General features: G+C 74.5%; 19 protein-coding genes, 1 pseudogene and 1 riboswitch. Of the genes and pseudogenes, 9 read left to right on the forward strand and 11 right to left on the reverse strand.

The window, feature by feature from the left end; genetic code table 11:
- Positions 1–100 precede the first annotated feature (100 nt).
- Positions 101–1,096, forward strand: coding sequence for a 2-hydroxyacid dehydrogenase (locus AC02VZ_RS02760; RefSeq protein WP_476474418.1), 996 nt, complete (start codon positions 101–103; stop codon positions 1,094–1,096).
- Here the strand turns inward: AC02VZ_RS02760 and AC02VZ_RS02765 are convergent.
- Positions 1,048–3,006 carry an anthranilate synthase family protein gene (locus AC02VZ_RS02765; protein WP_476474419.1) on the reverse strand — a complete coding sequence of 653 codons (1,959 nt, stop codon included), beginning with the start codon at positions 3,004–3,006 and terminating at the stop codon, positions 1,048–1,050. The genes AC02VZ_RS02760 and AC02VZ_RS02765 overlap by 49 nt on opposite strands.
- A 252-nt stretch (positions 3,007–3,258) precedes the next feature.
- On the opposite strand from AC02VZ_RS02765, the gene AC02VZ_RS02770 reads away from it, so the two are divergent.
- Together AC02VZ_RS02770 and AC02VZ_RS02775 are read left to right on the forward strand one after the other, a co-directional pair.
- Entirely contained in the window at positions 3,259–4,614 is a 1,356-nt protein-coding gene (locus AC02VZ_RS02770; protein ID WP_432055240.1) for a class II 3-deoxy-7-phosphoheptulonate synthase, read from the forward strand.
- A gap of 191 nt (positions 4,615–4,805) precedes the next feature.
- Positions 4,806–5,033, forward strand: a complete 228-nt coding sequence (locus AC02VZ_RS02775; protein ID WP_432055239.1) for a (2Fe-2S)-binding protein — start codon at positions 4,806–4,808, stop codon at positions 5,031–5,033.
- Between the two features lie 33 nt (positions 5,034–5,066).
- On the opposite strand, the gene bfr is transcribed toward AC02VZ_RS02775, so the two are convergent.
- A complete protein-coding gene (gene bfr / locus AC02VZ_RS02780) occupies positions 5,067–5,570 on the reverse strand; it encodes a bacterioferritin (RefSeq protein WP_362089070.1) in 504 nt (167 codons plus the stop codon).
- 181 nt (positions 5,571–5,751) lie between these two features.
- Here bfr and AC02VZ_RS02785 point away from each other — a divergent pair, with 181 nt between their 5' ends.
- Complete coding sequence (locus tag AC02VZ_RS02785) at positions 5,752–6,399, forward strand: sulfite oxidase-like oxidoreductase (RefSeq protein WP_432055238.1); 648 nt, start codon at positions 5,752–5,754, stop codon at positions 6,397–6,399.
- Between the two features lie 22 nt (positions 6,400–6,421).
- Here AC02VZ_RS02785 and AC02VZ_RS02790 read toward each other — a convergent pair whose 3' ends face one another.
- From AC02VZ_RS02790 to thiO, 5 genes are all read right to left on the reverse strand, one after another.
- On the reverse strand, positions 6,422–7,300 hold the full coding sequence (locus tag AC02VZ_RS02790) for a deoxyribonuclease IV (protein ID WP_432055237.1): 879 nt from the start codon (positions 7,298–7,300) through the stop codon (positions 6,422–6,424).
- A gap of 136 nt (positions 7,301–7,436) precedes the next feature.
- On the reverse strand, positions 7,437–9,398 hold the full coding sequence (gene pknB, locus AC02VZ_RS02795) for a Stk1 family PASTA domain-containing Ser/Thr kinase (RefSeq protein WP_476474420.1): 1,962 nt from the start codon (positions 9,396–9,398) through the stop codon (positions 7,437–7,439).
- A gap of 217 nt (positions 9,399–9,615) precedes the next feature.
- Complete coding sequence (locus tag AC02VZ_RS02800) at positions 9,616–10,410, reverse strand: thiazole synthase (RefSeq protein ID WP_476474421.1); 795 nt, start codon at positions 10,408–10,410, stop codon at positions 9,616–9,618.
- A gap of 2 nt (positions 10,411–10,412) precedes the next feature.
- The gene (gene thiS, locus AC02VZ_RS02805) at positions 10,413–10,625 is read right to left on the reverse strand and encodes a sulfur carrier protein ThiS (RefSeq protein ID WP_476474422.1); all 213 of its coding nucleotides are present in this window, start codon (positions 10,623–10,625) and stop codon (positions 10,413–10,415) included.
- Positions 10,622–11,827: a glycine oxidase ThiO gene (gene thiO, locus AC02VZ_RS02810; RefSeq protein WP_476474423.1), complete on the reverse strand. Its 1,206-nt coding sequence runs from the start codon at positions 11,825–11,827 to the stop codon at positions 10,622–10,624. Before thiO ends, thiS begins: the two co-directional genes overlap by 4 nt.
- Positions 11,825–11,936: riboswitch (TPP riboswitch) on the reverse strand. Its footprint overlaps the gene before it by 3 nt.
- Positions 11,937–12,122: 186 nt before the next feature.
- Here thiO and AC02VZ_RS02815 point away from each other — a divergent pair.
- The 5 genes from AC02VZ_RS02815 (at position 12,123) to AC02VZ_RS02835 (ending at position 17,314) form a co-directional block, all read left to right on the forward strand.
- Positions 12,123–13,364 (forward strand): NAD(P)/FAD-dependent oxidoreductase, encoded by a 1,242-nt coding sequence (locus AC02VZ_RS02815; RefSeq protein WP_476474424.1) that lies wholly within the window; start codon positions 12,123–12,125, stop codon positions 13,362–13,364.
- 350 nt (positions 13,365–13,714) lie between these two features.
- On the forward strand, positions 13,715–14,080 hold the full coding sequence (locus AC02VZ_RS02820; RefSeq protein WP_164332751.1) for an Rv2175c family DNA-binding protein: 366 nt from the start codon (positions 13,715–13,717) through the stop codon (positions 14,078–14,080).
- A gap of 327 nt (positions 14,081–14,407) precedes the next feature.
- On the forward strand, positions 14,408–15,106 hold the full coding sequence (thiE, locus tag AC02VZ_RS02825) for a thiamine phosphate synthase (RefSeq protein WP_476474425.1): 699 nt from the start codon (positions 14,408–14,410) through the stop codon (positions 15,104–15,106).
- A gap of 271 nt (positions 15,107–15,377) precedes the next feature.
- A complete protein-coding gene (metF, locus tag AC02VZ_RS02830) occupies positions 15,378–16,334 on the forward strand; it encodes a methylenetetrahydrofolate reductase [NAD(P)H] (protein ID WP_476474426.1) in 957 nt (318 codons plus the stop codon).
- A gap of 23 nt (positions 16,335–16,357) precedes the next feature.
- Positions 16,358–17,314, forward strand: a complete 957-nt coding sequence (locus AC02VZ_RS02835; protein ID WP_476474427.1) for an SCO2102 family sporulation regulator — start codon at positions 16,358–16,360, stop codon at positions 17,312–17,314.
- A 211-nt stretch (positions 17,315–17,525) separates the two neighbouring features.
- On the opposite strand, the gene AC02VZ_RS02840 is transcribed toward AC02VZ_RS02835, so the two are convergent.
- The 4 genes and pseudogenes from AC02VZ_RS02840 to AC02VZ_RS02855 all read right to left on the reverse strand — a co-directional run.
- Positions 17,526–19,043 carry a phytoene desaturase family protein gene (locus AC02VZ_RS02840; RefSeq protein ID WP_432055229.1) on the reverse strand — a complete coding sequence of 506 codons (1,518 nt, stop codon included), beginning with the start codon at positions 19,041–19,043 and terminating at the stop codon, positions 17,526–17,528.
- Between the two features lie 487 nt (positions 19,044–19,530).
- A complete protein-coding gene (locus AC02VZ_RS02845) occupies positions 19,531–20,160 on the reverse strand; it encodes a TetR/AcrR family transcriptional regulator (protein WP_432055228.1) in 630 nt (209 codons plus the stop codon).
- Between the two features lie 35 nt (positions 20,161–20,195).
- Complete coding sequence (locus tag AC02VZ_RS02850) at positions 20,196–22,280, reverse strand: YhgE/Pip family protein (RefSeq protein WP_476474428.1); 2,085 nt, start codon at positions 22,278–22,280, stop codon at positions 20,196–20,198.
- 462 nt (positions 22,281–22,742) lie between these two features.
- Positions 22,743–23,424 (reverse strand): annotated as a pseudogene (locus tag AC02VZ_RS02855) (ATP-binding cassette domain-containing protein); the annotation flags it as partial.
- Between the last annotated feature and the right edge of the window lie 142 nt (positions 23,425–23,566).

The raw sequence follows: 23,566 nt of genomic DNA on the forward strand, positions 1-23,566 counted from the left end.
CGCCCGCGGCCGTCCGGCTCACGCCGTCCCCGCCGCCGGACCCGTATATTCGCCGCGACGGCAGCCGTGGCGGCGAACGGTACGACCCCGGAGGGAACCCGTGGAGATCCTGGCATTCGGCGTGCAGGCCGACGAGAGTCCCCTGATCGAGCGCGCCTTCGAGGGCCACCACGCGGTGCGTGGCCTCCACGTCTTCCTCGACGAGGACACCGCCCCCATCGCCTCCGGCCACGAGGTGATCTCCACCAGCGTCAACTGCGATCTCGGCGGTGCCGTCCTGGAACAGCTCGCCGCGGGCGGCACCCGGATGGTCGCCCAGCGCTCCACCGGCTTCAACAACGTCGACCTCCAGGTGGCCGAACGGCTCGGGCTCACCGTCGCCCGCGTGTCGTCCTACTCCCCGTACTCGGTCGCCGAGTTCGCCTGGACCCTCGCCATGGCCGTCAACCGCCGCATCGTCCGCGCCTCCACCCGCACCCGCGACTTCGACTTCCGCCTCGACGGGCTGATGGGCCGCGACCTGCACGGCCGCACCGTCGGCATCCTCGGCACCGGGAAGATCGGCGAGGCGTTCGCCCGGATCGCCCACGGCTTCGGGATGCGCCTGCTCGGCTGGGACGTCGCCGAGAACCCCGCCTGCCGGGAGCTCGGCCTGACCTACGTCCCCAAGGAGCGCCTGCTGGCCGAGTCCGACCTGATCAGCCTGCACGTCCCGCTGCTGCCCGCGACCCGGCACCTGATCGACGCCGCCGCGCTGAAGTCGATGAAGGACGACGCCATCCTGGTCAACTCCAGCCGCGGCGGCCTGGTGGACACCGCCGCGCTGGTCACCGAACTGCGCGCGGGCCGCTTCACCGGGGTCGGCCTCGACGTGTACGAGGCGGAGGCGGGCCTGTTCTTCCTCGACAAGTCCCTGGAGGCCATCGAGGACGACACCCTGGCCCGCCTGGTCACCTTCCCCAACGTGCTGGTCACGTCCCATCAGGCGTACTACACCCGGGAGGCCGTCGGCCAGATCATCGCGACCACGGTGGACAACGTCCTCGACTACACCGCCGGCCGCCGCTCGGAGAACGTGCTGGTGCCGCGCAGCTGACCCATCAGCTCCCCGACCAGCGCCGCGCCGTTCAGCGTCAGCACCGACTCGGGGTGGAACTGCACCCCGGCGAAGGCACCGCCGGGCGCCCCGCCCGGCCCGCGCAGCGCGTGCACCTCGCCGCCGGCCGACCGGCTCACCTCGATGCCGTGCGCGGCCAGTTCCGCCGCCGTCGGGTCGTCGCAGCGCGCGGCGAAGCTGTTGTAGAAGCCGACCGTCTCCGGCCGCCCGAAGAAGTCGATCTCCGTCTGCGCGCCCTGGTACGGCACCTCCTTGCGGACGATGTCCAGGCCCAGTTCGGCGGCGATCAGCTCGTGCCCCAGGCACACCCCGAGCACCCCGTGCCGGTGGCCGTGCAGGGCCTGGGCCGTCAGGGCGCGCAGGAACCGCATCCTCGGGTCGGCCGCGTCGGACGGGTCGCCGGGGCCCGGCCCCAGCACGAGCGGGCCCTCGTGCGCCCGGACCGCCTCCCGCAGACCGGGCTCGTCGTAGCGCCGCACGGTCACCTCCAGGCCTCCCGAGCGCAGCAGGTGCGCCAGCATCGCGGTGAAGGTGTCCTCGGCGTCCACCACCAGCGCGTGGCCCGTCGGCCGGCCCGACGGCTCCCGCATCCGCAGCCAGAACGGCGCGAGCGAGGCCCGGCGTCCGTCCAGCGCGGCCCGCACCCGGGGGTCGTCGGCGAGCCGGGGCCGCGCCTCCTCCGCGCGCGGCCGGCCCGGACGCACCCCCAGCGCGGCCAGCACGCCGGCCGCCTTCGCGTGGGTCTCGGCCACCTCGCCCGCCGGGTCGGAACCGCGCACCAGCGTGGCGCCGACCGGGACCCGCAGCCGCCCGTCCGCGTCGATGTCGGCGGTGCGGATGAGGATCGGCGAGTCCAGGGTCTGCGCGCCGCCCGCGTCCCGGCCGATCAGGGCCAGGGCGCCCGCGTAGTAGCCGCGCCCGCCGGCCTCGTGCCGTTCGATCACCCGGCAGGCGTTCTGCACCGGCGACCCGGTGACGGTGGCCGCGAACAGGGTCTCCCGCAGCACCTCCCGCACGTCCAGCGAGGACCGGCCGCGCAGCTCGTACTCGGTGTGCGCGAGGTGCGCCATCTCCTTCAGGCGGGGGCCGACGACGACCCCGCCCCGGTCGCCGACGGTGCACATCATCTTCAGTTCCTCGTCGACGACCATCGACAGTTCCTCGATCTCCTTGCCGTCGGCGAGGAAGTCCAGCAGGTGCTCCGCGCTCGGCCCGCCGGCCGGGTAGCGGTACGTTCCGCTGATCGGGTTCATCACCACCGTCCCGCCGGACGCCCGCACGTGCACCTCCGGGCTGGCCCCGACCAGAGTGCGCCCGCCCGTCTCCCGCCCTTCCGGGGACGACCCCCCGGGCCCCTCCCCGTCCCCGGTGTGCACGACGAACGTCCAGTACGCGCCCCGCTCGCCCTCCAGCAGCCGCCGGAACAGGGCCAGGGCGTCGGCCCGCCCGAACCCGGGGACGCGGCCCTCGTAGGTCCGCCGGATGACGAAGTTGGCGCCCTCGCCCCGCCCGATCTCCTCCCGCAGCACCCGGCCGACGACGCGGGCGTACTCCTCGTCGTCCACGTCGAAGCCGCCGTCCGTCACCCGGACATCGTGCGCCGGGAGCGCGGCGAGGGCGTCGGCCAGCGGGATCTCGTGGCGTTCCTCGGGGGTCAGCACCAGCAGCGGGGTGCCGTCGTCGCGCACGTCGAAGCCGCGCTCGCGGATCTGCCGGAACGGCACGAGCGCCAGGCCCTCGTCGGGCAGGTCGGCCAGCCGCTCGCGCGGGGTGACCGGGCCGAGCAGCAGCTCGACCACCCCGTGGTCGTGGCCGGGGGTGCGGCGGCGCAGCAGGGCGAACGGGCGGCTGTCGGCAAGGAGGTCGGCAAGAAGGTCGGTCGGGTTCATCGGTCCTGGTCCCTCGGTGACGGGAGGCCGGCCGGCCGACGCCGCGAAACGCCGAAGGCCGCCCTCGGGCGGCCTTCGCGGAGTCTGTGCGTACGCGCAGTCAGTGGGCCGCCGGGGGAGCGGTCCACCACCAGGTGAGGTGCGAGTGCGCGAACATGCCGAGCACCTTAGCGCATGCCCGCGGAGCGTACGGTGCGTCTCACTTGCTGGGCATGGCCCGGAGCGGGCGGCTTCACCCCGTAATGTTGAGGCGTGACCGTGAACGCTGATTCCCGAAGTGTCGCCGCTCAGGCGACGTGGCGAGACCTGCCCGCGGCGCAGCAGCCCGAGTACCCGGATGCCCAGGCTCTGCGCGATGTGATCGCCGAGCTCGAAACGTATCCGCCGCTGGTGTTCGCCGGCGAGTGCGACCAGCTGCGTGCCCGGATGGCCGCCGTCGCTCGCGGAGAGGCGTTCCTGCTCCAGGGCGGCGACTGCGCCGAGTCCTTCGACGCCGTGTCCGCCGAGCACATCAGGGCCAAGCTGAAGACGCTGCTCCAGATGGGTGCCGTCCTCACCTACGCCGCCTCCGTGCCCGTGGTGAAGGTCGGCCGCATCGCCGGCCAGTACTCCAAGCCGCGCTCCAAGCCGACCGAGACCCGCGACGGCGTCACCCTGCCGACCTACCGCGGCGACTCCGTCAACGGCTTCGACTTCACCGAGGCGGCCCGCATCCCGGACCCCCAGCGCCTGAAGCGGATGTACCACGCCTCCGCCTCGACGCTGAACCTGGTGCGCGCCTTCACCACCGGCGGCTACGCCGACCTGCGGCAGGTGCACGCCTGGAACCAGGACTTCGTGAAGTCCTCCCCGTCCGGCCAGCGCTACGAGCAGCTGGCCCGCGAGATCGACCAGGCGCTGAACTTCATGCAGGCGTGCGGCGCCGAGCCGGAGGAGTTCAAGACCGTCGAGTTCTTCTCCTCGCACGAGGCGCTGCTGCTCGACTACGAGTCGGCGCTCACCCGCGTCGACTCGCGCACCGGCCACCTGTACGACGTCTCCGCGCACATGGTGTGGATCGGCGAGCGCACCCGGCAGCTGGACCACGCGCACATCGAGTTCGCCTCGAAGATCCGCAACCCGATCGGCATCAAGCTGGGCCCGACCACCACGGCCGAGGAGGCGCTGCAGTACATCGAGCGCCTCGACCCCGACCGGGAGCCCGGCCGGCTGACCTTCATCGTCCGGATGGGCGCGGACAAGATCCGCGACCGGCTCCCGGAGCTGGTCGAGAAGGTCACGGCGTCCGGCGCCACCGTCGCCTGGGTGACCGACCCGATGCACGGCAACACCTTCGAGGCGGCCTCGGGTCACAAGACCCGCCGCTTCGACGACGTGCTCGACGAGGTCAAGGGCTTCTTCGAGGTCCACAAGGAGCTCGGCACGCACCCCGGCGGCATCCATGTGGAGCTGACCGGCGACGACGTCACCGAGTGCGTGGGCGGCGGCGACGAGATCTTCGTCGACGACCTGCACCAGCGCTACGAGACGGCCTGCGACCCCCGGCTCAACCGCAGCCAGTCGCTGGACCTGGCCTTCCTCGTCGCCGAGATGTACCGCGCCCAGTAGGCGCCGCACGGGGCCGGTGACCGGCCGTGCCGTGGCGGTGACCACGGGAAAGGGGTGGGGCCCGGATCACATCGATCCGGGCCCCACCCCTCTGTCGCACCCTCCCGGGCGAGCAGTAAGGTTAGGTTAGCCTCACCGATCCAGGGTCGGCGATGGCACGACCCAGCACCACCGTCGGGAGGTGAACCCGCGTGTTCGTCTGCAGCTGCTTCGGCGTGACCGAGGAACAAGTGAGGAGCCACGCGGAGGCGGGCGCCTGCACGCCCCGCCAGATCGCCTCGGCCTGCAAGGCGGGCACCGACTGCGGTGGCTGCGTCCGGCGCATCCAGGCGCTGCTCGGCCGGGGCGCCTGCCCCCGCAGGCAGCTCGCCGACCAGGGCCGCCCGCCCCTCACCACGGACCTCCCGGAAGCCGCGTAGGGCCGTCCGGCACGGGCCGGGGGCGAAGCGTCCTCACTTCAGGCCGGGCCCCGGGGCCTCCGGCTGGACCTGCTCGATCACGGTCGACAGGTACAGCGCCTCGCCCAGCTTGTCGATGAGCTCCAGCTGGGTGTCGAGGTAGTCGATGTGCTGCTCCTCGTCGGCGAGGATCGCCTCGAAGATGTTCGCCGACGTGATGTCGTTCTTGCTCCGCATCACCTCCACGCCCCGCCGCAGCCGGTCGATGGCCTCGACCTCGATCTCCCGGTCCGCCTGGAACATCTCGGTCACCGTCTGCCCGACCCGGACGTGGAACAGCCGCTGGTAGTTGGGCAGCCCGTCCAGCAGCAGGATCCGGTCGGTGAGGACCTCCGCGTGGCGCATCTCGTCGAAGGACTCGGCGCGCGTGTACTCGGCGAGCTTCGTCCAGCCCTTGTGGTCCTGCAGCTTCGAGTGCAGGAAGTACTGGTTGATCGCGGTCAGCTCGGCGGTCAGCTGCTCGTTCAGGAATTCGATGACCTCGGGGTCGCCCTGCATGACGGGGTTCCTTCCGCGCGGAAACTGGCAGATGAGGCGCATGATGGCACCGCGGCGGGAAGATCGTCCAGTAAGCCCGCACTTAGTAAGTAAGGCCATGCTTAGCGCTTTTCGCGCAGATTGTCCGTTCCTGCGTGGCCCGGGTCGGGCGCATCACCCCCGGTCTGTCAGGATGGGACACATGGGTCAGCCGGCGGAAAACGAACCGAGGGAGCGCACAGCACACGGAGCCGAACGGCTCGACCTCCCGCCCGGACAGCGCCTGCAGCGCGGCTGGCCGGTCACCCACTACGGCCCCGTCCCCAAGTTCCGGCCGGAACGCTGGGAGTTCCGGGTGTTCGGCGCCACCGCCGACGGCGACAAGCACTGCTGGAACCACGACGAGTTCACGGCCCTGCCGTACACCACGGTCGTCGCCGACCTGCACTGCGTGACCAAGTTCAGCATGCTCGGCGCCGAGTGGGGCGGGATCCCCGCCCGCACCGTGCTGGACCTCGCCCCGCCCGCCCCCGAGGTCACCCATGTGATGGCGTGGGCCGAGTACGGCTACAGCGCCAACCTGCGGCTCGCGGACTTCGCCTCCGAGCGCAGCCTGTTCGCCACGCACAAGGACGGCGAGCTGCTGACCGCCGAGCACGGCTTCCCGCTGCGGCTGATCGTCCCCCACCTCTACGCCTGGAAGGGCCCGAAGTGGGTGCGCGGCGTCGAGTACATGACCGCCGACCGCCGGGGCTTCTGGGAGGAGCGCGGCTACCACAACATCGGCGACCCCTGGCGGGAGCAGCGCTACTCCTACCAGGAGGAACCGGGCGAGGGCCCCGAGCTCTGAGGCCGGGCGGCCCCGGGGCGCGTCAGCCGTCCCGGAGCTTCTTCAGCCGCTCCACGTCGGCCGCGTGCCCCTCCTTGCCGCCGGGCGTCTCGATGACCAGCGGCACGCCCTCGGTCGCCGGGTGCGTCATCAGCGCCCGGAACGGGTCCTCGCCGATGTGCCCGGCACCGATGTTGGCGTGCCGGTCCTTGTGGGCGCCCACCACGTCCATGGAGTCGTTGGCGTGCACCAGCTTCAGCCGCCCCGGGCCGACCGTGTCCACCAGCAGGTCCAGGGTCCGGTGCATGCCGTCCGGCCCGGTCAGGTCGTGGCCGGCCGCGAAGACGTGGCAGGTGTCCAGGCACACGCCCAGCTTCGGGTGGGCGTCCAGCGCCTCGAAGTACGGCCCGAAGTCCCAGGTCCGTGAGCACAGCGAGGACCCCTGCCCCGCCGTCGACTCCAGCAGCAGGAACGGGTCGTCGTCGTGGGTCAGCTCGTCCAGCACCGGCAGCAGGTGCTCCCGCACCTGCGCCAGCGCCACCGGCCGCTCCCGGCCGCCGGTCGCGCTGCCGGTGTGCACCACCACGCCCAGCGCCCCGATCTCCCGGCCGCGCCGCAGCGAGTGGCGCAGGGACGCCACGGAGCGCTCCACGGTCGCCGGGGTGTGGGAACCGAAGTTGATCAGGTACGGGGCGTGCACGTACGCCGGCAGCGACGCGTCGGCGCAGGCCGCCCGGAAGGCCTCGTCCTGGGCCGGGTTGCCGACCGGGGTGGCCCAGCCCCGCGGATTGGCCACGAACACCTGCACGGCCTCGGCGCCCAGGTCACGGGCGTAGGACAGACCGACGGAGTGCAGGCCGCCGGCCACGGGCACATGGCCGCCGATCGGGTTGCGGAGGCGGCCGGACGGGTGATTCTTCACGCCTCCAGGGTGTCATGACGGCGCAGGCGGCCCGGCCGGGGGCCCGTGCGGCACCGCCGCCACCGGTGTCCCCGGCGCGGGGCGGGCCGTCGGGCAGGGGCGCAGCCGGTACCGGGCGGCGCGGACGCCGGCGGCGTCAGCGGATGCGGATCGTGATGGTCGAGCCCTTGGGCGCCGTGTCGCCGCCCTCCACCGACTGGGCCTTCACCGTGTCGCCGAACAGCCCGAGCAGCCCCCGGTCCTCCTTGACCTCGAACCCGGCGCCCGTCAGCTTCTCCCTGGCCTCGTCCACGCTGTCGCCCACGACGTCGGGGACCTCCACCATCTCCGGGCCCTTGGACAGCGTCAGCGTCACCGTGTCGCCCTCGGCGACCTCACGGCCGCCGGGCGGGGACTGCCGGGCGACCTCGCCCGCGTCGTGCTCCGAGGTGACCCGCTCGGTGGCCACCTCGACCACCAGGCCGGCCTCCTCCAGCTCCGCGCGCGCGTCGTCCAGCTCGTCGCCGGTCACGTCCGGCACGTCGACCGGGCGGCCCTTGCTCACCGTGAGCGCCACCGCCGAGCCCGCCCGGACCTTGGTGCCCTTGACCGGCTTCGTCGCGATCACCGAGCCGCGCGGCACGTCCTCGCTGAACTCCCGGGTGACCATGCCCGGCTCCAGCCCCTCGTCCTTCAGCAGCGACCGGGCCTCGTCCAGCCGGTACCCGTCGAGGTCGGGCAGCCGGATCGTCTCCGGGCCCTTGGACAGCACCAGCGACACCGAGTCGTTGCCCCGGATGCGGGCGCCCGTCCTCGGGTCCGTGCTGATCACGGTGCCCCGCTCCACGGTGTCGCTGAACTCCTCCTCCACCTGGCCGAGGCCCAGTCCGGCGTCCTTCAGCCGGTCCCGGGCCTGCTGCTCGGTCTTGCCCAGCAGCGGCGGGACCTGGGTGAACTGGCCGGAGTTGATGTACCAGACGCCGGTGCCGACGCCCAGCACCAGCAGCACCGCGACCACGACCGCCATCGGGCCGCCCCGCAGCGCCGGACGCCGCCGGGGCGAGGGCGGAAGGGGAGGCGGTGCCTGGAGCCGGCTGGTGCGGTGGTCGGACCCGGCCCCGCCGGCGCCCGCGGCCCGCCCGTCGCCGTCGTCGTCCCCGTCGACCGGCAGCGGGCGCGGGATCGTCAGCGCGCGCGGGATGACGCTCGTGCGGTCCTCGGCGTTGTCGTGCTCCTCCGACACGGCCCGCGGGGGCACGGCGTCCAGCTGCTCCCCGGTGAGCGCGGCGCGCGCCTCGCGGGTCCGCGCGAGCAGCGCCACCGCGTCGTGCGGGCGGACGTCCGGGGTGCGGGCGGTCGCCGACGCGACCAGTTCGTCCAGCTCGTAGGCCATGCCGGGGACGGTGGCCGACGGCGGCGGCACGTCCTCGTGCAGGTGCTTGTAGAGGATCGTCGCGGGGGAGTCCCCGTCGTGCGGCTTCTCGCCGGTCAGCATCTCGTACAGCAGGATCCCGCACGCGTAGACGTCCACGCGCGGATCGGCGGTGCCGTGCTCGATCTGCTCCGGGGCCAGGTAGGACACCGTGCCGAGCACCGTGCCGGTGGTGTTGGTGACCGTGTCGACCGCCCGGACCAGCCCGAAGTCGGCGACCTTGACCCGGCCGTCGTCCCCGATCAGCACGTTCTCCGGCTTCATGTCCCGGTGCACGAACCCGGCCCGGTGCGCGGCGCCCAGCGCGGCCAGCACCGGCTCCAGGATGTCCAGCGCGGCCCGGGGCTTCAGCGCTCCGCGCTCGCGCAGCACGTCCCGCAGGGTGCAGCCCGCGATGTACTCCATCGCCAGGTAGACGTACGCCCCGTCGGTGCCCTGGTCGAAGACCTGCACCACGTTCGGGTGGGCCAGCCGGGCGACGGACTTGGCCTCGCGGATGAACCGCTCGACGAAGGAGGCGTCGGCGGCGAGGGCCGGATGCATCACCTTGAGCGCGAGGACGCGGTCCAGCCGGGTGTCCACGGCCCGGTAGACCGTGGCCATACCGCCGACCGCGATCCGCGCCTCCACGCGATACCGGCCGTCGAGCACCTGCCCGACCAGAGGGTCCTGAAGGGTCGTGTCCACGCAGGTGAGTCTACGAGCCGCCGCCGACACCCCCGCCCGGTCGGCCCCCGATCGGGGCGGGACTGCAGCCGACCTGTGACGCAACGCACGAGAGACCGTGCGGGGCGGGCGGGGTGCCCCGGCCGTGCGGGGCGGCGCCCGCCGGGCTGCGGCGACCACGGGGCCTCAGGGCGGGGCGGGGCGGGGCGGACCGGGCGGCCGGGGCCGGACGCGCCGGTCAGAAGGCGGGCCGCTCCGGGTCCAGGGCGGCCCGGCCCTCCGTGGGCGAGGACGCCTCCGCGAAGTGACGCCGCGGGATGCGCCCCGCCAGCCGGGCCAGCCGCCCCGCGTCCACCGCGTACCGCATCGCGGCGGCCATCCGCACCGGCTCCTGCGCGCGGGTCACGGCCGAGGCCAGCATCACCCCCGCGCACCCCAGCTCCATCGCCAGCGCCGCGTCGGAGGCCGTCCCCGCGCCCGCGTCCAGGATCACCGGCACGCCCGCCTGCTCCACGATGAGCTGGAAGTTGTGCGGGTTGCGGATGCCGAGACCGGAGCCGATGGGGGAGCCGAGCGGCATGACCGCCGCGCAGCCGACGTCCTCCAGCTTCCGCGCCAGCACGGGGTCGTCGTTGGTGTACGGCAGCACCGTGAAGCCGTTGTCCACCAGGGTCTCCGCCGCGTCCAGCAGCTCGACCGGGTCCGGGAGGAGGGTCCGCTCGTCGGCGATGACCTCCAGCTTGACCAGGTCGGTGCCGAGCGCCTCCCGCGCGAGCCGTGCCGTCAGCACGGCCTCGCCCGCGGTGTAGCAGCCGGCCGTGTTCGGCAGCACCCGGATGCCGAGCCGCTCCAGGACGGACAGCACCGAGCCGTGCACCGAGGGGTCGACGCGGCGCATCGCCACGGTCGTCAGCTCGGTGCCGGAGGCCGTCAGGGCCTGCTCCAGCACGTCGAGGCTGGGCGCCCCTCCGGTCCCCATGATCAGCCGGGAGGTGAGGGTGAGGTCCCCCAGGACGAAGGGGTCGTCGGCCATGCTCAGCCTCCCTGCACCGCGGTGAGGACCTCCACCCGGTCCCCCTCGGCGAGAGGGGTGGACGGCCACTGCGCGCGCGGGACGACGGTCTCGTTGACGGCGGCGGCCACCCCGGAGGGCGCCGCGGTGAGCGACCGCACGACGTGGTCGAGCACCGTGCCGGGCTCGACCGCGAGGGGGCTGCCGTTGACCGAGATGGTGAGCGGAGGGTTCATGCGGACTGCTCCAGGAGTGCGTCGGCGGTGAACCGCCGGGGGGTGAACGGACGTGCCACCTCGGGGAGTTCACCGGTTGTCAGGGTGTGCGCGAGGACGTCGCCGGTGACCGGCGTGAGCAGCACCCCGTTGCGGTGGTGGCCGGTGGCCAGCAGCAGGCCGGCCAGGCCGGTCGGACCGAGGAGCGGCGCGTTGTCGGGGGAGCCGGGACGCAGCCCGGCCCGCGTCTCGGTCAGCGGCAACTCGGTGATGCCGGGGACGAGTTCGTGCGCGTCCCGCAGCAGCTGGTACACCCCGCCCGCGGTGACCGTGGTGTCCCAGCCCACCTCCTCGCTGGTCGCCCCGATCACCAGCTCACCGCTCTCCCGGGGCACCAGGTAGACGTGGCTGCCGCGCACCACGGCGCGTACCGTCCGGTTCAGGAACGGCATGCGCCGCGCGGGCACCGTCAGCCGCAGCACCTCGCCCTTCACGGGCCTCACCGGGGGCCGCACCTCCTCGGGCACCCCCGCGAGCCGGCCGCTGAGGCTGCCCGCCGCGAGCACCACCTGACCGGCGCTCAGCTCCGTGCCGTCGGCGGTGACCACCCCCGTCGCCCGGTCCCGCACCACGGTCAGCCGGTCCGCCCACGCGCGGTGCAGCAGCACCCCGGCCCGCTCGCACGCGGTCACCAGGGCCGCCGCCAGCAGCCGCGGGTCGATGCCGTGGTCGCCGTCCACCCGCAGCCCGCCCCGCACCCCGGGCGCGAGCATCGGCTCCAGGCGCCGGCACTCCCGTCCGGTCAGCCACTGCGAGTCCAGGCCCGACCGCTCGTGCAGGGCGTGCAGGTCCCGCAGGTGCGCGCGGTCGTCGGCGTCGAGGGCCACCGCCAGGGTGCCGCACCTGCGGTAGCCGAGGTCCTGGCCGGTGGCCTCGGTGAGCTCGGCCGCGAAGTCGGGGTAGCGGTCCGCCGAGGCGAGGTTCAGCCCCAGCAGCGTCTGCTCGCCGTAGTGGAGTTCGGTGACGGCGGCCAGCATGCCGGCGGCCACCCGGGCCGCGCCGCCGCCGGGTTCGGGGTCCACCACGGTGGTGGTCAGCCCGCGCTGCGCGGCCCGCCAGGCGGTGACCAGGCCGATGAGGCCGCCGCCGACGACGAGGACGTCGGAGGTCGGTGGGGTGCCCGAGGCGGTCGGTGCGGTCCCCGGGGTGTGTGTGGGCGACATGGGCGTCCAGCCCCTCCCTTCGCCGGCATGACCCGGATCAGGTACGTACGGTCGGAGGCCGCCAGCCTCCCTCTCAGCCCGGTGCGTCCGGACTCCCGCGAGTGCTTACGGCGGCCACCCTAGTCCCCGGGCCGACGCACCGGCAGGGGGGCCGGGGCGGGCGGGCGCGGCCGGCGCACGGTCCGCTGTCCGGCGGTTCACGGTCCGGGGTGCGGCGGTTCGCGGTCCGCGCTGTGCGGCGGTTCACGGCGCGACGGGACTGACCGGCGCGCCGACCGGTGCCTAAGGTGATCGGGTGAGCGAGCAGACGCAGGAAACCGCACCGTCCGACGCGCGCCGGGTGGTGGTGGCGGGCGCCGGCATGGCGGGGGTGCAGACCGCGGTCGCCCTGCGCGAGCAGGGCTTCACCGGCACGGTGACCCTGATCGGCGCCGAGCCCCACCAGCCCTACGACCGGCCGCCGTTGTCGAAGGCGGTGCTGCTCGGCAAGGCCGAGGACTCCGCCTTCGACGTCGACTTCGAGGACCTGGACATCGACCTGCGGCTCGGCTGCGAGGTCCTCGGCCTGCGCCCCGCCGACCGGGTGCTGGACACGGAGGCCGGGCCCGTCCCCTACGACGTCCTGGTGGTCGCCACCGGGGCCGAACCGGTCCGGCTGCCCGGCACCGAGGGTGTGCCCGGCGTCCATCTGCTGCGCACCCTGGACGACGCCGCCCGGCTCCGGCCGCTGCTGGCCGAGAAGCACGACGTGGTGGTGGTGGGCGCGGGCTGGATCGGCGCCGAGTTCGCCACCGCGGCACGCGAGGCCGGCTGCGCGGTCACCGTCGTCGAGGCGGCCGGCCTGCCCCTCGCGGACGCCCTGCCGCCCGAGGTGGCGGCGCCGATGGCCGCCTGGTACGCCGCCGCCGGCGTGGAGCTGCGGACGCACACCCGCGTGCGGGGCGCCGAACCGGGGGCCGTCCTGCTCGACGACGGCACGCGGCTGCCCGCGGGCGCGGTGGTCGTCGGCATCGGCGCCCGCCCGGCCACCGGATGGCTGACCGGCTCGGGGATCGAGCTGGGGACGCACGGGGAGGTCGTCGCCGACCGCCACCTGCGGACGTCCGCGCCGTCCGTGTACGCCGTCGGGGACTGCGCGTCCTTCCCCTCGGGGCGGTACGGCGGGCGCCTGCTGGTGCACCACTGGGACAACGCCCTCCAGGGGCCGCGCACGGTGGCCGCGAACATCCTCGGGGAGGTGACGGGAGGGGAGCCCGCCGTCTACGACCCGGTGCCGTACTTCTGGTCCGAGCAGTTCGGACGCTTCGTCCAGTATGCGGGACACCACGCGGACGCCGACCGGACCGTGTGGCGCGGCGACCCCGCGGACCCGGCCTGGACGGTCTGCTGGCTGCGGGACGGCCGCCTGGTCGCGCTGCTGGCGGTGGGACGCCCGCGCGACCTGGCCCAGGGGCGCAGGCTGATCGAGGCGGGCACCCCGGTGGACCCGGACCTGCTGGCCGACCCGGCGCGCCCCCTCAAGTCGGCGACGCGGTGACGGGAGGGCGTGCGCGGGGGCGGGCGGGCCCGGGTGCGGGGGAGCGGGCGGCGGCGGGGCGGCCGGGCCGGGGTGTGACGTGGGCGTGGCGGGGCTGAGAAAGCCCGTGCGGCGCGCGCCGCGAAGGGGTCGGGTCCGCAGAGGGGGCGGGCGCCGCGGAGAGGGCGCGGGTGTGAGCTCCGGGTGGCGTGCGGGGCGGTGCCCCGCTGCCGGTGCCCGCGCCGGGGGCCCTGCCCGGCTCCTTCCCGGAGGTCGGCAGGAGTACGGGCGGGCCGGGGCGCGACGCGCCCGTCGGCCCAGGTGGGCGGGCCCGGCTTCCGACTGTCGGCGCCGGGTGGCACGCTTGTCCCGTGACCGAGATTGACGCAAACATCGATGCTCTCGTCCCCGCCTGGCTCACCCTCCCCGACATCGCCGAAAAGCTCGGCGTCGAGGTGACGCGCGTCCGGCAGCTGGTCAAGGAGGGCCAGCTCATCGCCGTCCGCCGTGGTGAGAACCGCGCGCTGCACGTCCCCGCCGCCTTCATCGACGGGGACAAGGTCGTCAAGGGCCTCGTCGGCACCCTGACGCTCCTGCGGGACGACGGTTTCACGGTCGAAGAGATGCTGGAGTGGCTCTTCACCCCCGACCCCAGCCTGCCGGGCACGCCCGCGCAGGCGCTGAGCGAGAACCGCGGCACGGAGGTGAAGCGCCGCGCCCAGGCGCTCGCCGTCTGACCCACCCGCACCGTCCGCCGGCCGGGCCGTTCCGGCCGGTCCCGGCGGGCCGCCCGCAGCGGCCCGCCGGGACCCGGCACCTGCCCGCGCCGGGCACGCCCGCGCGGCACCGGCCCGTCCCACGCCGGGCGACGGGCGGCGGGCCCGTACGGCCGCCGCGGCCACGCACGGCCGGGCGGGTACGCACCGGTGGCGCGGGACGCCACCGTGGCACCTCCGCGCCGTGGCGCCTGCGCGCCGTCGCATCGCCACGCCTCCGCATCGCCACGCCGTCGCACCCGATACCGCAGACACCGAGGCCCGCACGGGCCCTGGGGGGAGCACCACATGCCCGACGCCACCGCCGTCCCCGCTCCGGCCGCCGCTGCCGCCGCCACCGCCCGGGGGCGTCTCGCCGACGCCCGCCTGTACCTGTGCACCGACGCCCGCACGCGGCAGGGGGACCTCCCCCAGTTCCTGGACGCCGTCCTGGCGGGCGGCGTCGACATCGTGCAGCTGCGGGACAAGGGGATGGAGGCGGCCGAGGAACTGGAGCACCTCGCCGTCCTCGCCGAGGCGTGCGCGCGGCACGGCAAGCTGCTCGCGGTGAACGACCGCGCCGACGTGGCCCACGCCGCCGGGGCCGACGTCCTCCACCTCGGCCAGGGCGACCTCCCGGTGCCCGCCGCCCGCGCGATCCTCGGGGCGGACACCCTGATCGGCCGGTCCACCCACGCCCCGTCCGAGGCCGCCGCGGCGGCCGTCCAGCAGGGCGTGGACTACTTCTGCACCGGCCCCTGCTGGCCCACCCCGACCAAGCCGGGCCGCCACGCCCCGGGTCTCGACCTGGTCCGGTGTGCGGCCGGCCTCGGCACCGAGCGCCCCTGGTTCGCCATCGGCGGCATCGACCTCGGCACCCTCGACGAGGTCCTGGACGCGGGTGCCCGCCGGGTCGTCGTGGTCCGCGCGCTCACCGAGGCGGACGACCCGGGCGCGGCGGCGGCCGAGTTCGCGAAGCGCCTCCGGCAGGCGTCGGCCGCGGACTGAGCCGCGCGCCGGCATCGCCGACGACCGGGGGCGGCGGGACCGCCCGGACGGACGCGGCGGACGCAGCGGACAAGGCGGACGCAGCGGACGCGGCGCGGGCGGCGGACACGACGGGGGGCGTGCACGGAGCCGGCCGGCGGCGCGCCGGCCCGGGCGCGGAATGACCCCGTTTCGTCTCAGCGGTGTCCAAAAGGTGGACGGCAAGCCGGCAATTCCGGCAAATCTCCCCCATCCGGTTGGGGGAGGGGCGGGCCCTGGCTAACCTGCCGGTATGGCCCTCGGAACCGCATCCACCAGGACCGACCGCGCACGCACCGTGCGCGACATGCTCGCCGGTGGCAAGACCACGTACTCCTTCGAGTTCTCGGCGCCGAAAACCCCCAAGGGCCAGCGGAACCTCTGGAGCGCGCTCCGCCGCGTCGAGGCCGTCGCCCCCGACTTCGTGTCCGTGACCTACGGCGCCGGCGGCTCCACCCGCGCGGGCACCGTGCACGAGACCGAGCAGATCGTCGCCGACACCACCCTCACCCCCGTCGCCCACCTGACCGCCGTCGACCACTCCGTCGCCGAGCTGCGCAACATCATCGGCCAGTACGCCGACGCCGGGATCCGCAACATGCTCGCGGTGCGCGGCGACCCGCCCGGCGACCCGATGGGCGACTGGGTCCCGCACCCGCAGGGCCTGACCTACGCCGCCGAACTCGTCCGGCTCATCAAGGAGTCGGGCGACTTCTGCGTGGGCGTCGCCGCCTTCCCGGAGATGCACCCGCGCTCGGCCGACTGGGACACCGACGTCGCGCACTTCGTCGACAAGTGCCGGGCCGGCGCCGACTACGCGATCACGCAGATGTTCTTCCAGCCCGAGTCCTATCTGCGGCTGCGTGACCGAGTCGACGCGGCGGGCTGTGAGACTCCGGTGATTCCCGAGGTCATGCCGGTGACCAGCGTGAAGATGCTGGAACGGTTGCCGAAGCTCAGCAACGCGGTGTTCCCCGAGGCCCTGAAAGAGCGCATCCTCACAGCCAAGGACGATCCGGCGGCGGTACGCTCCATTGGCATCGAGTACGCCACGGAGTTCTGTGCGCGGCTTCTGGCCGAGGGAGTGCCCGGACTGCACTTCATCACGCTCAACAACTCCACGGCGACGCTGGAAATCTACGAGAACCTGGGCCTGCACCACGCACCGCGGGCCTGGACCGGTCGCACCGGTGTACGCCACACTGCGTAGCGACCACTGGGAGAGGGGCGTACATGGGCTGGACGGTCCTCTACATCGCGTTCGGAATCGTCGCGCTGTGGTTGCTCGGCGAGGTGCTGCTGCAGTACAAGGCGCGACTGCGCTGGCGGCTGCTCGCCTTCGGCGGGTTCCTCGGCGTGGTCGTCGGCGTGCTGATCCCGTCGGTGGTCGTCATCGGCCTGGGGGCCGCCGCCTTCGCGGTCGGGCAGACCTACGTCACGCTGTCCTTCCGCCGCGGCTTCGCGGAGGGCTGGGCGGTCAACGCGCCGGGGCTGGCCGCCGTCAAGGGCCGCCGCGGTGACCGCGAGGAGCCGACCCTGGAGGTCTCCGACCTCGACGAGACGTCCGAGGCGTCCGGGGCCTCCGATCCCGCGTACCCCGACGCGTCCGCCGACCGCCGCCCGGACGACGCCTACGGCACGGACGACGACTACGGCCGCGACGACGTGTTCACCCCCGCCCGCCCCTCGGCCGCCGAGACCACCACGGTCTACGAGCCGCAGCCCCTGCCCGACGACACCGGCTCCTACGGCACCTACGGCGACACCGGCGGGTACGGCGTGCCCTCCCAGGACCCCTACCAGGACCAGTACGCGACCGCGGCCCAGGGCTACTCCTACGACTACTCCGGCTACGGCCAGCAGCAGGGCTACGACACCACCGGGCAGCAGCAGTACGCCGCCTACTCCGACCCGTACATCGGCAACGCGAGCTACGGCGGGACCTCGTACGACACCGGCTACACCGAGGCCCAGGCCCAGAACTACGGCCAGCAGGGCTACGGCCAGGACGAGTACACGGCCGGCTACGGCGGCGAGACCCCGGCCGGCGGGCTCTGGGTGCCGCAGCAGCGCACCGACGACACCTACGGCGGTGACCTCCCGCCCGAGCAGTCCTACCCGTACCAGGGCGACCAGCAGGTGCCCGGCAACGGCCAGGGCACCGGCTACGACGAGCAGTATCGTTACTGACCGGCGGCCCGCGCGACGCCCCTCGTGATCAGGTGATCAGGCGGGTGTGACGGCCCCCGCGTGACCGGCCGTCGTGTGACCGGCCCCCGCGTGACCGGCCCCGGGTGACGGCACGTCCCCGGGGTGCGGGACACGTGGCGCTTCGGGCTCACTCCGGGCTCGGCGCCGCTCAGTGCCGTCCGGGGCGTCCGGAGCCTCCGAGCCCGGCCTTTCACTGCGATCCGCGGAAGTCCGGGCCCTCCACGATCAGCCCGGCGACCAGGGCGCCCGACATCCCCGCGTGCGGCAGACCGCCACCGGGGTGGGACCAGCCGCCGACCGTGAACAGGCCCGGCAGGCGCGTGGTGTTGGCCGCGTGCAGCAGCCGCCCGCCGGCCGCCGCCAGGGCGGGCCCGGGCACCGCTCCGCCCTCCGCCCCCGTCTCCGCCTCGACATCGGCCGGTGTGCGCACCTCGTGCCACAGCAGGCGGTCGCGGAGCCCGGGAACGGCTCGTTCCGCGGCCTCGATGAGCCGCCCGGCCCCGGCGGCGACGTCCTCCGCGTCCGCTCCGCGCCACCCGCCGGGCGGCACCGGAACGACGGCGGACACCGTGACCGCCTCGTGGTCCGAGTCCGGGACCAGGGCGGGGTCGTCCGGCCGCAGCACGGTGACCGTCGGACGGGCGGGCAGCCGGGGCCGGTCACCGAACAGGGCCGCCCACTCCGCCTCGCGGTCCTCCGCGTGCACGACCGTGCGGTGCGCGGTGCCCTCCGGGCGCCCGCCGCGCAACGCCAGCAGCACCGTGAGCCGGCTCGCCCCCGTGCGCAGGGCCGGGGGTTCCCCGTTCCCGCGCACCGCCGTGTCCCCGCACAGCCGGTCCAGCACGCCGGGGGCCGTACCGGCGATCACGAACTCCGCGTCCTCGGCGCCGCCGTCGGCGAGTTCCACGCCCGCGGCCCGGCCGTCCTTCTCCCGCACCCCGGCCACCTCCGCGCCGAAGCGGAACTCCACCCCGCGCGCCCGGCACCGCTCGTGCAGCGCGCGGGCCAGCTCCCGCAGACCGCCCCGCACGTACCACGTGCCGAAGGCGTGCTCCATGTACGGCAGCACCGCCGCGTTGGCCGGGGTGGTCCGCGGGTCCAGGCCGAGGGCGAGCGCATGGCTCTCCAGCAGGGCGACCAGCCGGGGGTCGCGCAGCTCCCAGGCGCCCACCTCGGCGAGGGTGCGCGCGGTGCGGGTGCGCAGCAGCCGGCGGTGCGGCACGGCCGGGTAGGGCTCACGCTCGGCCAGGACCTGCCAGTTCGGCCACAGCGGCTCCTCCAGCAGCGGGCGCCGGGTCCGGTCCCACGCCTCCCGGGCCCGCACCAGGAAGTCGCCCCAGCGCCGGCTCGCGGTCGTGCCGAGGGTGCCGTCCAGAGCGGCGACCACCCCCGCGCGCGAGGCGTTGGGCAGCGCGACGACCGTGCCGTCCGCGAACACGTGCCGGGACGAGGGGTCGACCTGCACCAGCTCGACGCACTCCTCCAACGGCTCCCGGCCCGTCTTCAGGAACAGGTCGCGGTACACCGCGGGCAGCGGGAGCAGCCCGGGGCCGGTGTCGAAGCGGAACCCGTCCCGCTCCCGGCGGCGCAGCGCGCCGCCGTAGGTCTCCGTCCGCTCGTACACCGTCACCCGGTGGCCCGCCACGGCCAGCCGGGCGGCAGCCCCCATCGCGCCCATCCCGGCGCCGATCACCGCAATCCGTGCCATGGCAGGGACTGTATCCGGCGGCACCGGCCGGGCCCGGCCCGAGTACCGGCCCCCGGGCCGCCCGCCGCCCGGCGGCCGGCCCGGGCGGTGTGGGCGGTGTGGGCGCGGCGGCCCAGGGGTGAGTACCCGTACTCAGGCGCCCGGATGAGTACCCGCGCGGATGGGCCCGGACCCCCGTGGACGGCAGAGTGGGGGCCACGGAGAGGGGGCGCGGCTCCGGCACCGGCGACACGGGGCGCCGGAACGGAGGCGGCCCCCGGTCCGCTCCTTCCGCCGGCGGACGCCGGCGGGAGCGAGGCACGGGGGAACCCGGGGGAGCACCGCACGGGGTTCCGACGGGGGGAGCGCACGGGGGAGCAGGAAGGCGCCGGTTCCGGCGGTGGCCCGCGGGGGACGCGGCCACCGCTGGAACCGGCTCCTTCGTTCACCGGCGCCTTCGTTCACGGGGCCTTCGCCGCCCGGCCACCCGCCGTGCCGGCGCCCCCGCTCACCGGCAGCCGCTCACCCGGCCCTGGAGCAGCCGGGACAACGCGGCGTGCACGTCGTCCAGGGAGCGCTCGGCCTGGAAGGACTTCCAGTCCAGCGCGGCCACCAGCACCATCCCGACCAGGGCCGCCGCCGTCAGCGGGACGTCGATCTCCTCGCTCAGCTCACCGCGCTCCACGCCCTCCCGCAGCACCCCCTCGACGACCGCCACGGCCTGCTGGCGCACCACCATCAGCGTGGACTGCCACGCCCGGTTGGTGCGCCACAGCTCCGCCACGTACAGCTGGGTGAAGGCCGGGTAGCGGTCGATGAAGACCAGCCCCGCGCGGACCATCGCGTCCAGGGCGTCGACCGCGGAGCCGCCCGCCCCGGCCGTGTGCTCGGCCGCCTCCCTCAGCGAGGCGGTCAGGAGACCCACCCCGTGCCGCAGCAGTTCCTCGAACAGGACCGACTTGCTGGCGAAGTTGTAGTACACCGTGCCCTTGGCCACCCCCGCGCGCTCGGCGATCTCGTCCACGGTGGTGGCGGAGAAGCCCTGTTCGGCGATGAGGGTGACGGCCGCCTCGTAGAGTCTCTGCCGGGTGGCCTCGCGCCGGGCGCTGCCGCCCGTCGCGGCGCTGCTGCTTTCCATGGCCCCGATTGTCACAGCACCGCCCGCCCGCCCGGTCACAGGCTCAGCTCCGGGTGCAGCTTGTCCAGGGTCCACACCTGGCGGCGCCGGGCCGACAGGGCGGTCAGCGCCAGCGCGCCGAGGGTGAACGCCGCCAGTACCGCGCACGCCTGCCACACCGGCCCGAGACCGCCGCCGGTGATGAGCCGCCGCAGTGCCTCCACGACGTAGCTCATCGGCAGGAACGGGTGCAGCGCCTCGAAGAGGCCGGGACTGGTCTGCACGGGGTACGTGCCGCCCGCCGACGTCAGCTGGAGCATCAGCAGCGCCAGCACCAGGATCCGGCCGGCCGCGCCGAACCGGGCGTTCAGCCACTGCACGATCGCCGCGAAGCACGCCGTCACCAGGCACAGGAAGGCCACCGTCCCGGCCGCCCGGACCATCTGCAGCCCGATCGCCCAGTGCAGCACCGCCATCAGCGCCCCCGTCTGGAGCACCCCGACGGCCACCACCGGCAGCCAGCCCGCCAGCGCGATCCGCCACGCGGAGGCACCCGCCGCCAGCGCCCGCCGGTTCATCGGCGAGATCAGCATGTACGCCACCATCGCGCCCACCCACAGCGACAACGGGATGAAGTACGGGGCGAAACCGGTGCCGTAGTTGGGCGCCTTGTGCAGGTCGCGGGAGACCAGCTTCACCGGGTCGGCCATCACCTCGGTGCGCAGGTCGCGCTCCTTCGCGTCGTAGTCCGGGATGCGTTCGGCGCCGTCGTGCAGCCCGCCCGCCAGCTCGCCGGAGCCGTCGACCAGCTTGTAGATGCCGCCGTTCAGGTCGTCGGCGCCGCTGCCCAGCTTGCCGATGCCCTTGTCGAGCCCCGACGCGCCCGTCCCGGCCCTGCCCAGCGCCTCGTGCAGCTTCTTCAGGCCGGACGCCACCTTCCCGGCGCCCTCGTCCAGGGCGTTGACCCGGGTGACCGCGTCGTCCAGGTCCTCGGACAGGGTCGGCGCGCGCTCGGCGAGCGTCCCGGCCTGCTTCTCCAGGGTGCCCAGCTTCGTGTCCAGCTTCCTCAGTTCCTCGCGGTTGCCGGTGACCAGGGCGCCCACGTCCTCGGCGACACCGGCCGCGTCCGCCGCCGCGTCCTTCGCCTTCCCCAGGTCGGCGCAGGCGGCGTCCGGTTCCTCCGCCTCCTCGCAGCGGGTGCGGTGCACGCCGTCGAGGTCGGTGGAGGCGGTGCGGGCGTCCTCGGCGGCGGCCGGGGCGCGCTTCTGCAGTGCGTCGAGGTCGTCGCGGAGCTTCCCGGCCGACTCCGCGACCAGCCGAGCCGTGGCCCCGATGGCCTTCTCGTTCTTCTCCAGGACCGGCCCCACCGTGGTGTCCATCGCGTTCACCCGGTCGGACAGGGCCCCCGTGCCGTCGGCGACCTTGCGCGAGCCGTCCTTGAGGCGGCCCGCGGCCTTGTCGAGGTCCTCCAGGCCCTTGGACAGCTTGCCGCTGACCCCCTTGGCGTCGGTGAGGCCGTCGGCGAGGTCCTTGGAGCCCTTCTCCGCCTTGCCGATGCCGCCCTTCAGCTCGTCGGCACCCTTGGCCGCCTTCTCCGTACGGCCGTGGATGTCGGAGAACGAGACGAAGATCTTGTCCAGGAAGGAGCGGGAGGTCTTCGTCGACGCGGCCTGGCGGACCTCGCCGAACACCGTCCGGGAGATCTGCCCGACGATGTAGTTGTTGGCGTCGTTGGTGCGCACCTGGAGGGCGCCGGTCTCCGGCGTGTCCCCCGAACTGGAGGCGATGCGGCGGCTGAAGTCCGCGGGCATGGTCAGCGACAGGTAGTACGTGCCGTCCTCGACCCCGCGGCGCGCCTCCTCGGCGCTCACCTCGCGCCAGTCGAAGGTGCCGCTGTCCCGCAGCCCGTCCGCGATGTCGTCGCCCGCGGTGATCCGCTTCCCGTCCGCCGTCGCCCCCTCGTCGTCGTTGACCAGCGCCACCGGGATGCGGTCCAGACGGTCGTACGGGTCCCAGAACGACCACAGGTACAGGGCGCCGTAGAGCAACGGCAGCACCATCAGCGCGACCAGCGCGGCCCGCGGCAGCTTGCCCCGGCCGAACCGCCGGAGCTCAAGAGCGGCCAGTTTCGGCGAACGCATCGGCCGCCTCCTCCTTCGTGTCGTGGTGCGCGGCGGGCGTGTCCCCCGCCGTCCGCGCGCGGTCAGCGGCGCGTCCGTTCCGCGCCCCGGCCCGGCGGCCCGTCCGCCCCGCGTCCCGCCCGCGGTCCGGCAGCGCCTCCGCGCGGCCCGTGGCGACCGTGCGGGCCGTGCGGGCCGTACCGGCCGTGCGGCCTGCGGGCGCCTCGGGTACGGACCTGTCGTCGCCGGTCCTCACGGGGGCAGCGGTGGGGGTGGCGGTGGGGCCGGGACGGGCGTCGGCCGGGGAACCCTTCTCGGATGCGGCTCCGGAATCGGCCTCGGACGCCGACGTGGCCTCGCTCTCGGTCTCGGTCCCGGCCTCGGTCCCGGTTGCGGGTTCGACCTCCGGGACGGCGGCGCCGGACGGAACGTCGTCCACAGCGGTGGCGGACCCGCTGTCGGCGCCGGCGCCGGCGTCCGTCCGGATGCGGACCGCGTCGTCGGGGGACTCGCTGCACACCGCCACGACCGTGGTCCCGGCGGCGGTGAGCGACCTGAACAGGTCCCAGACCTCCGCCCGTTCGGCGGACGACAGCTTCAGGTCGACGTCGTCCACGGCGAGCAGCGCCGGCCCGCCGAGCAGTGCCAGGGCCACGGACAGGCGCAGCGCCTCCACCCGCTCCAGGTCCCGTACGGCCGTCCGGAGGCCTTTGGGGAGGGCGTCCGTGTCCAGCCCGGCCGACTCCAGCGCGGCGGCGACCCGCCGCTTCTCCTCCCCGGCCCGTGCGCCGCGCGGACGCAGCCACGCCGACAGTGCGTCGCCGAAGCGGCGCTGGAGCAGGGCCCGTTCCCGCAGGTGCTCCCCGACGGTCAGCGCCGGGTCGAGGTCCGTCACCCCCGTGACGTGCGCGAGCGCGCTGATCCGGCGCACCGCGGCCATCCGCTTCGGCAGGTCGAACCCGCCGACGGTCGCCCCGCCCGCCGAAGGCCGCATCCGCCCGGTGAGCGCCAGCAGCAGGCAGGTGCGCCCCGAACCGGACGGTCCCTCCACCGCGATCAGCGCACCCGGTTCCGCGTCGACCGAGACCCCGCGGAACGCCCAGCCCCGCGGTCCCTTCAGGCCGAAGTCGCGGGCCGCCACGGCGGCTCCGCCCTGACCGTCCACTCATGCCCCCATGTTTTTAAACTGACTGGTCAGTGCAAAAACTAGCCCGAACGCCCGCTCGAAGCAAAGTCGCAGGTCAGAACGGATTGTCAGTGCCATACCTCACGATGTGTCATACGGCGTCCCGTCTCGGGGCGTGCCG

The organism is Streptomyces sp. 3-6, from assembly GCF_056323165.1.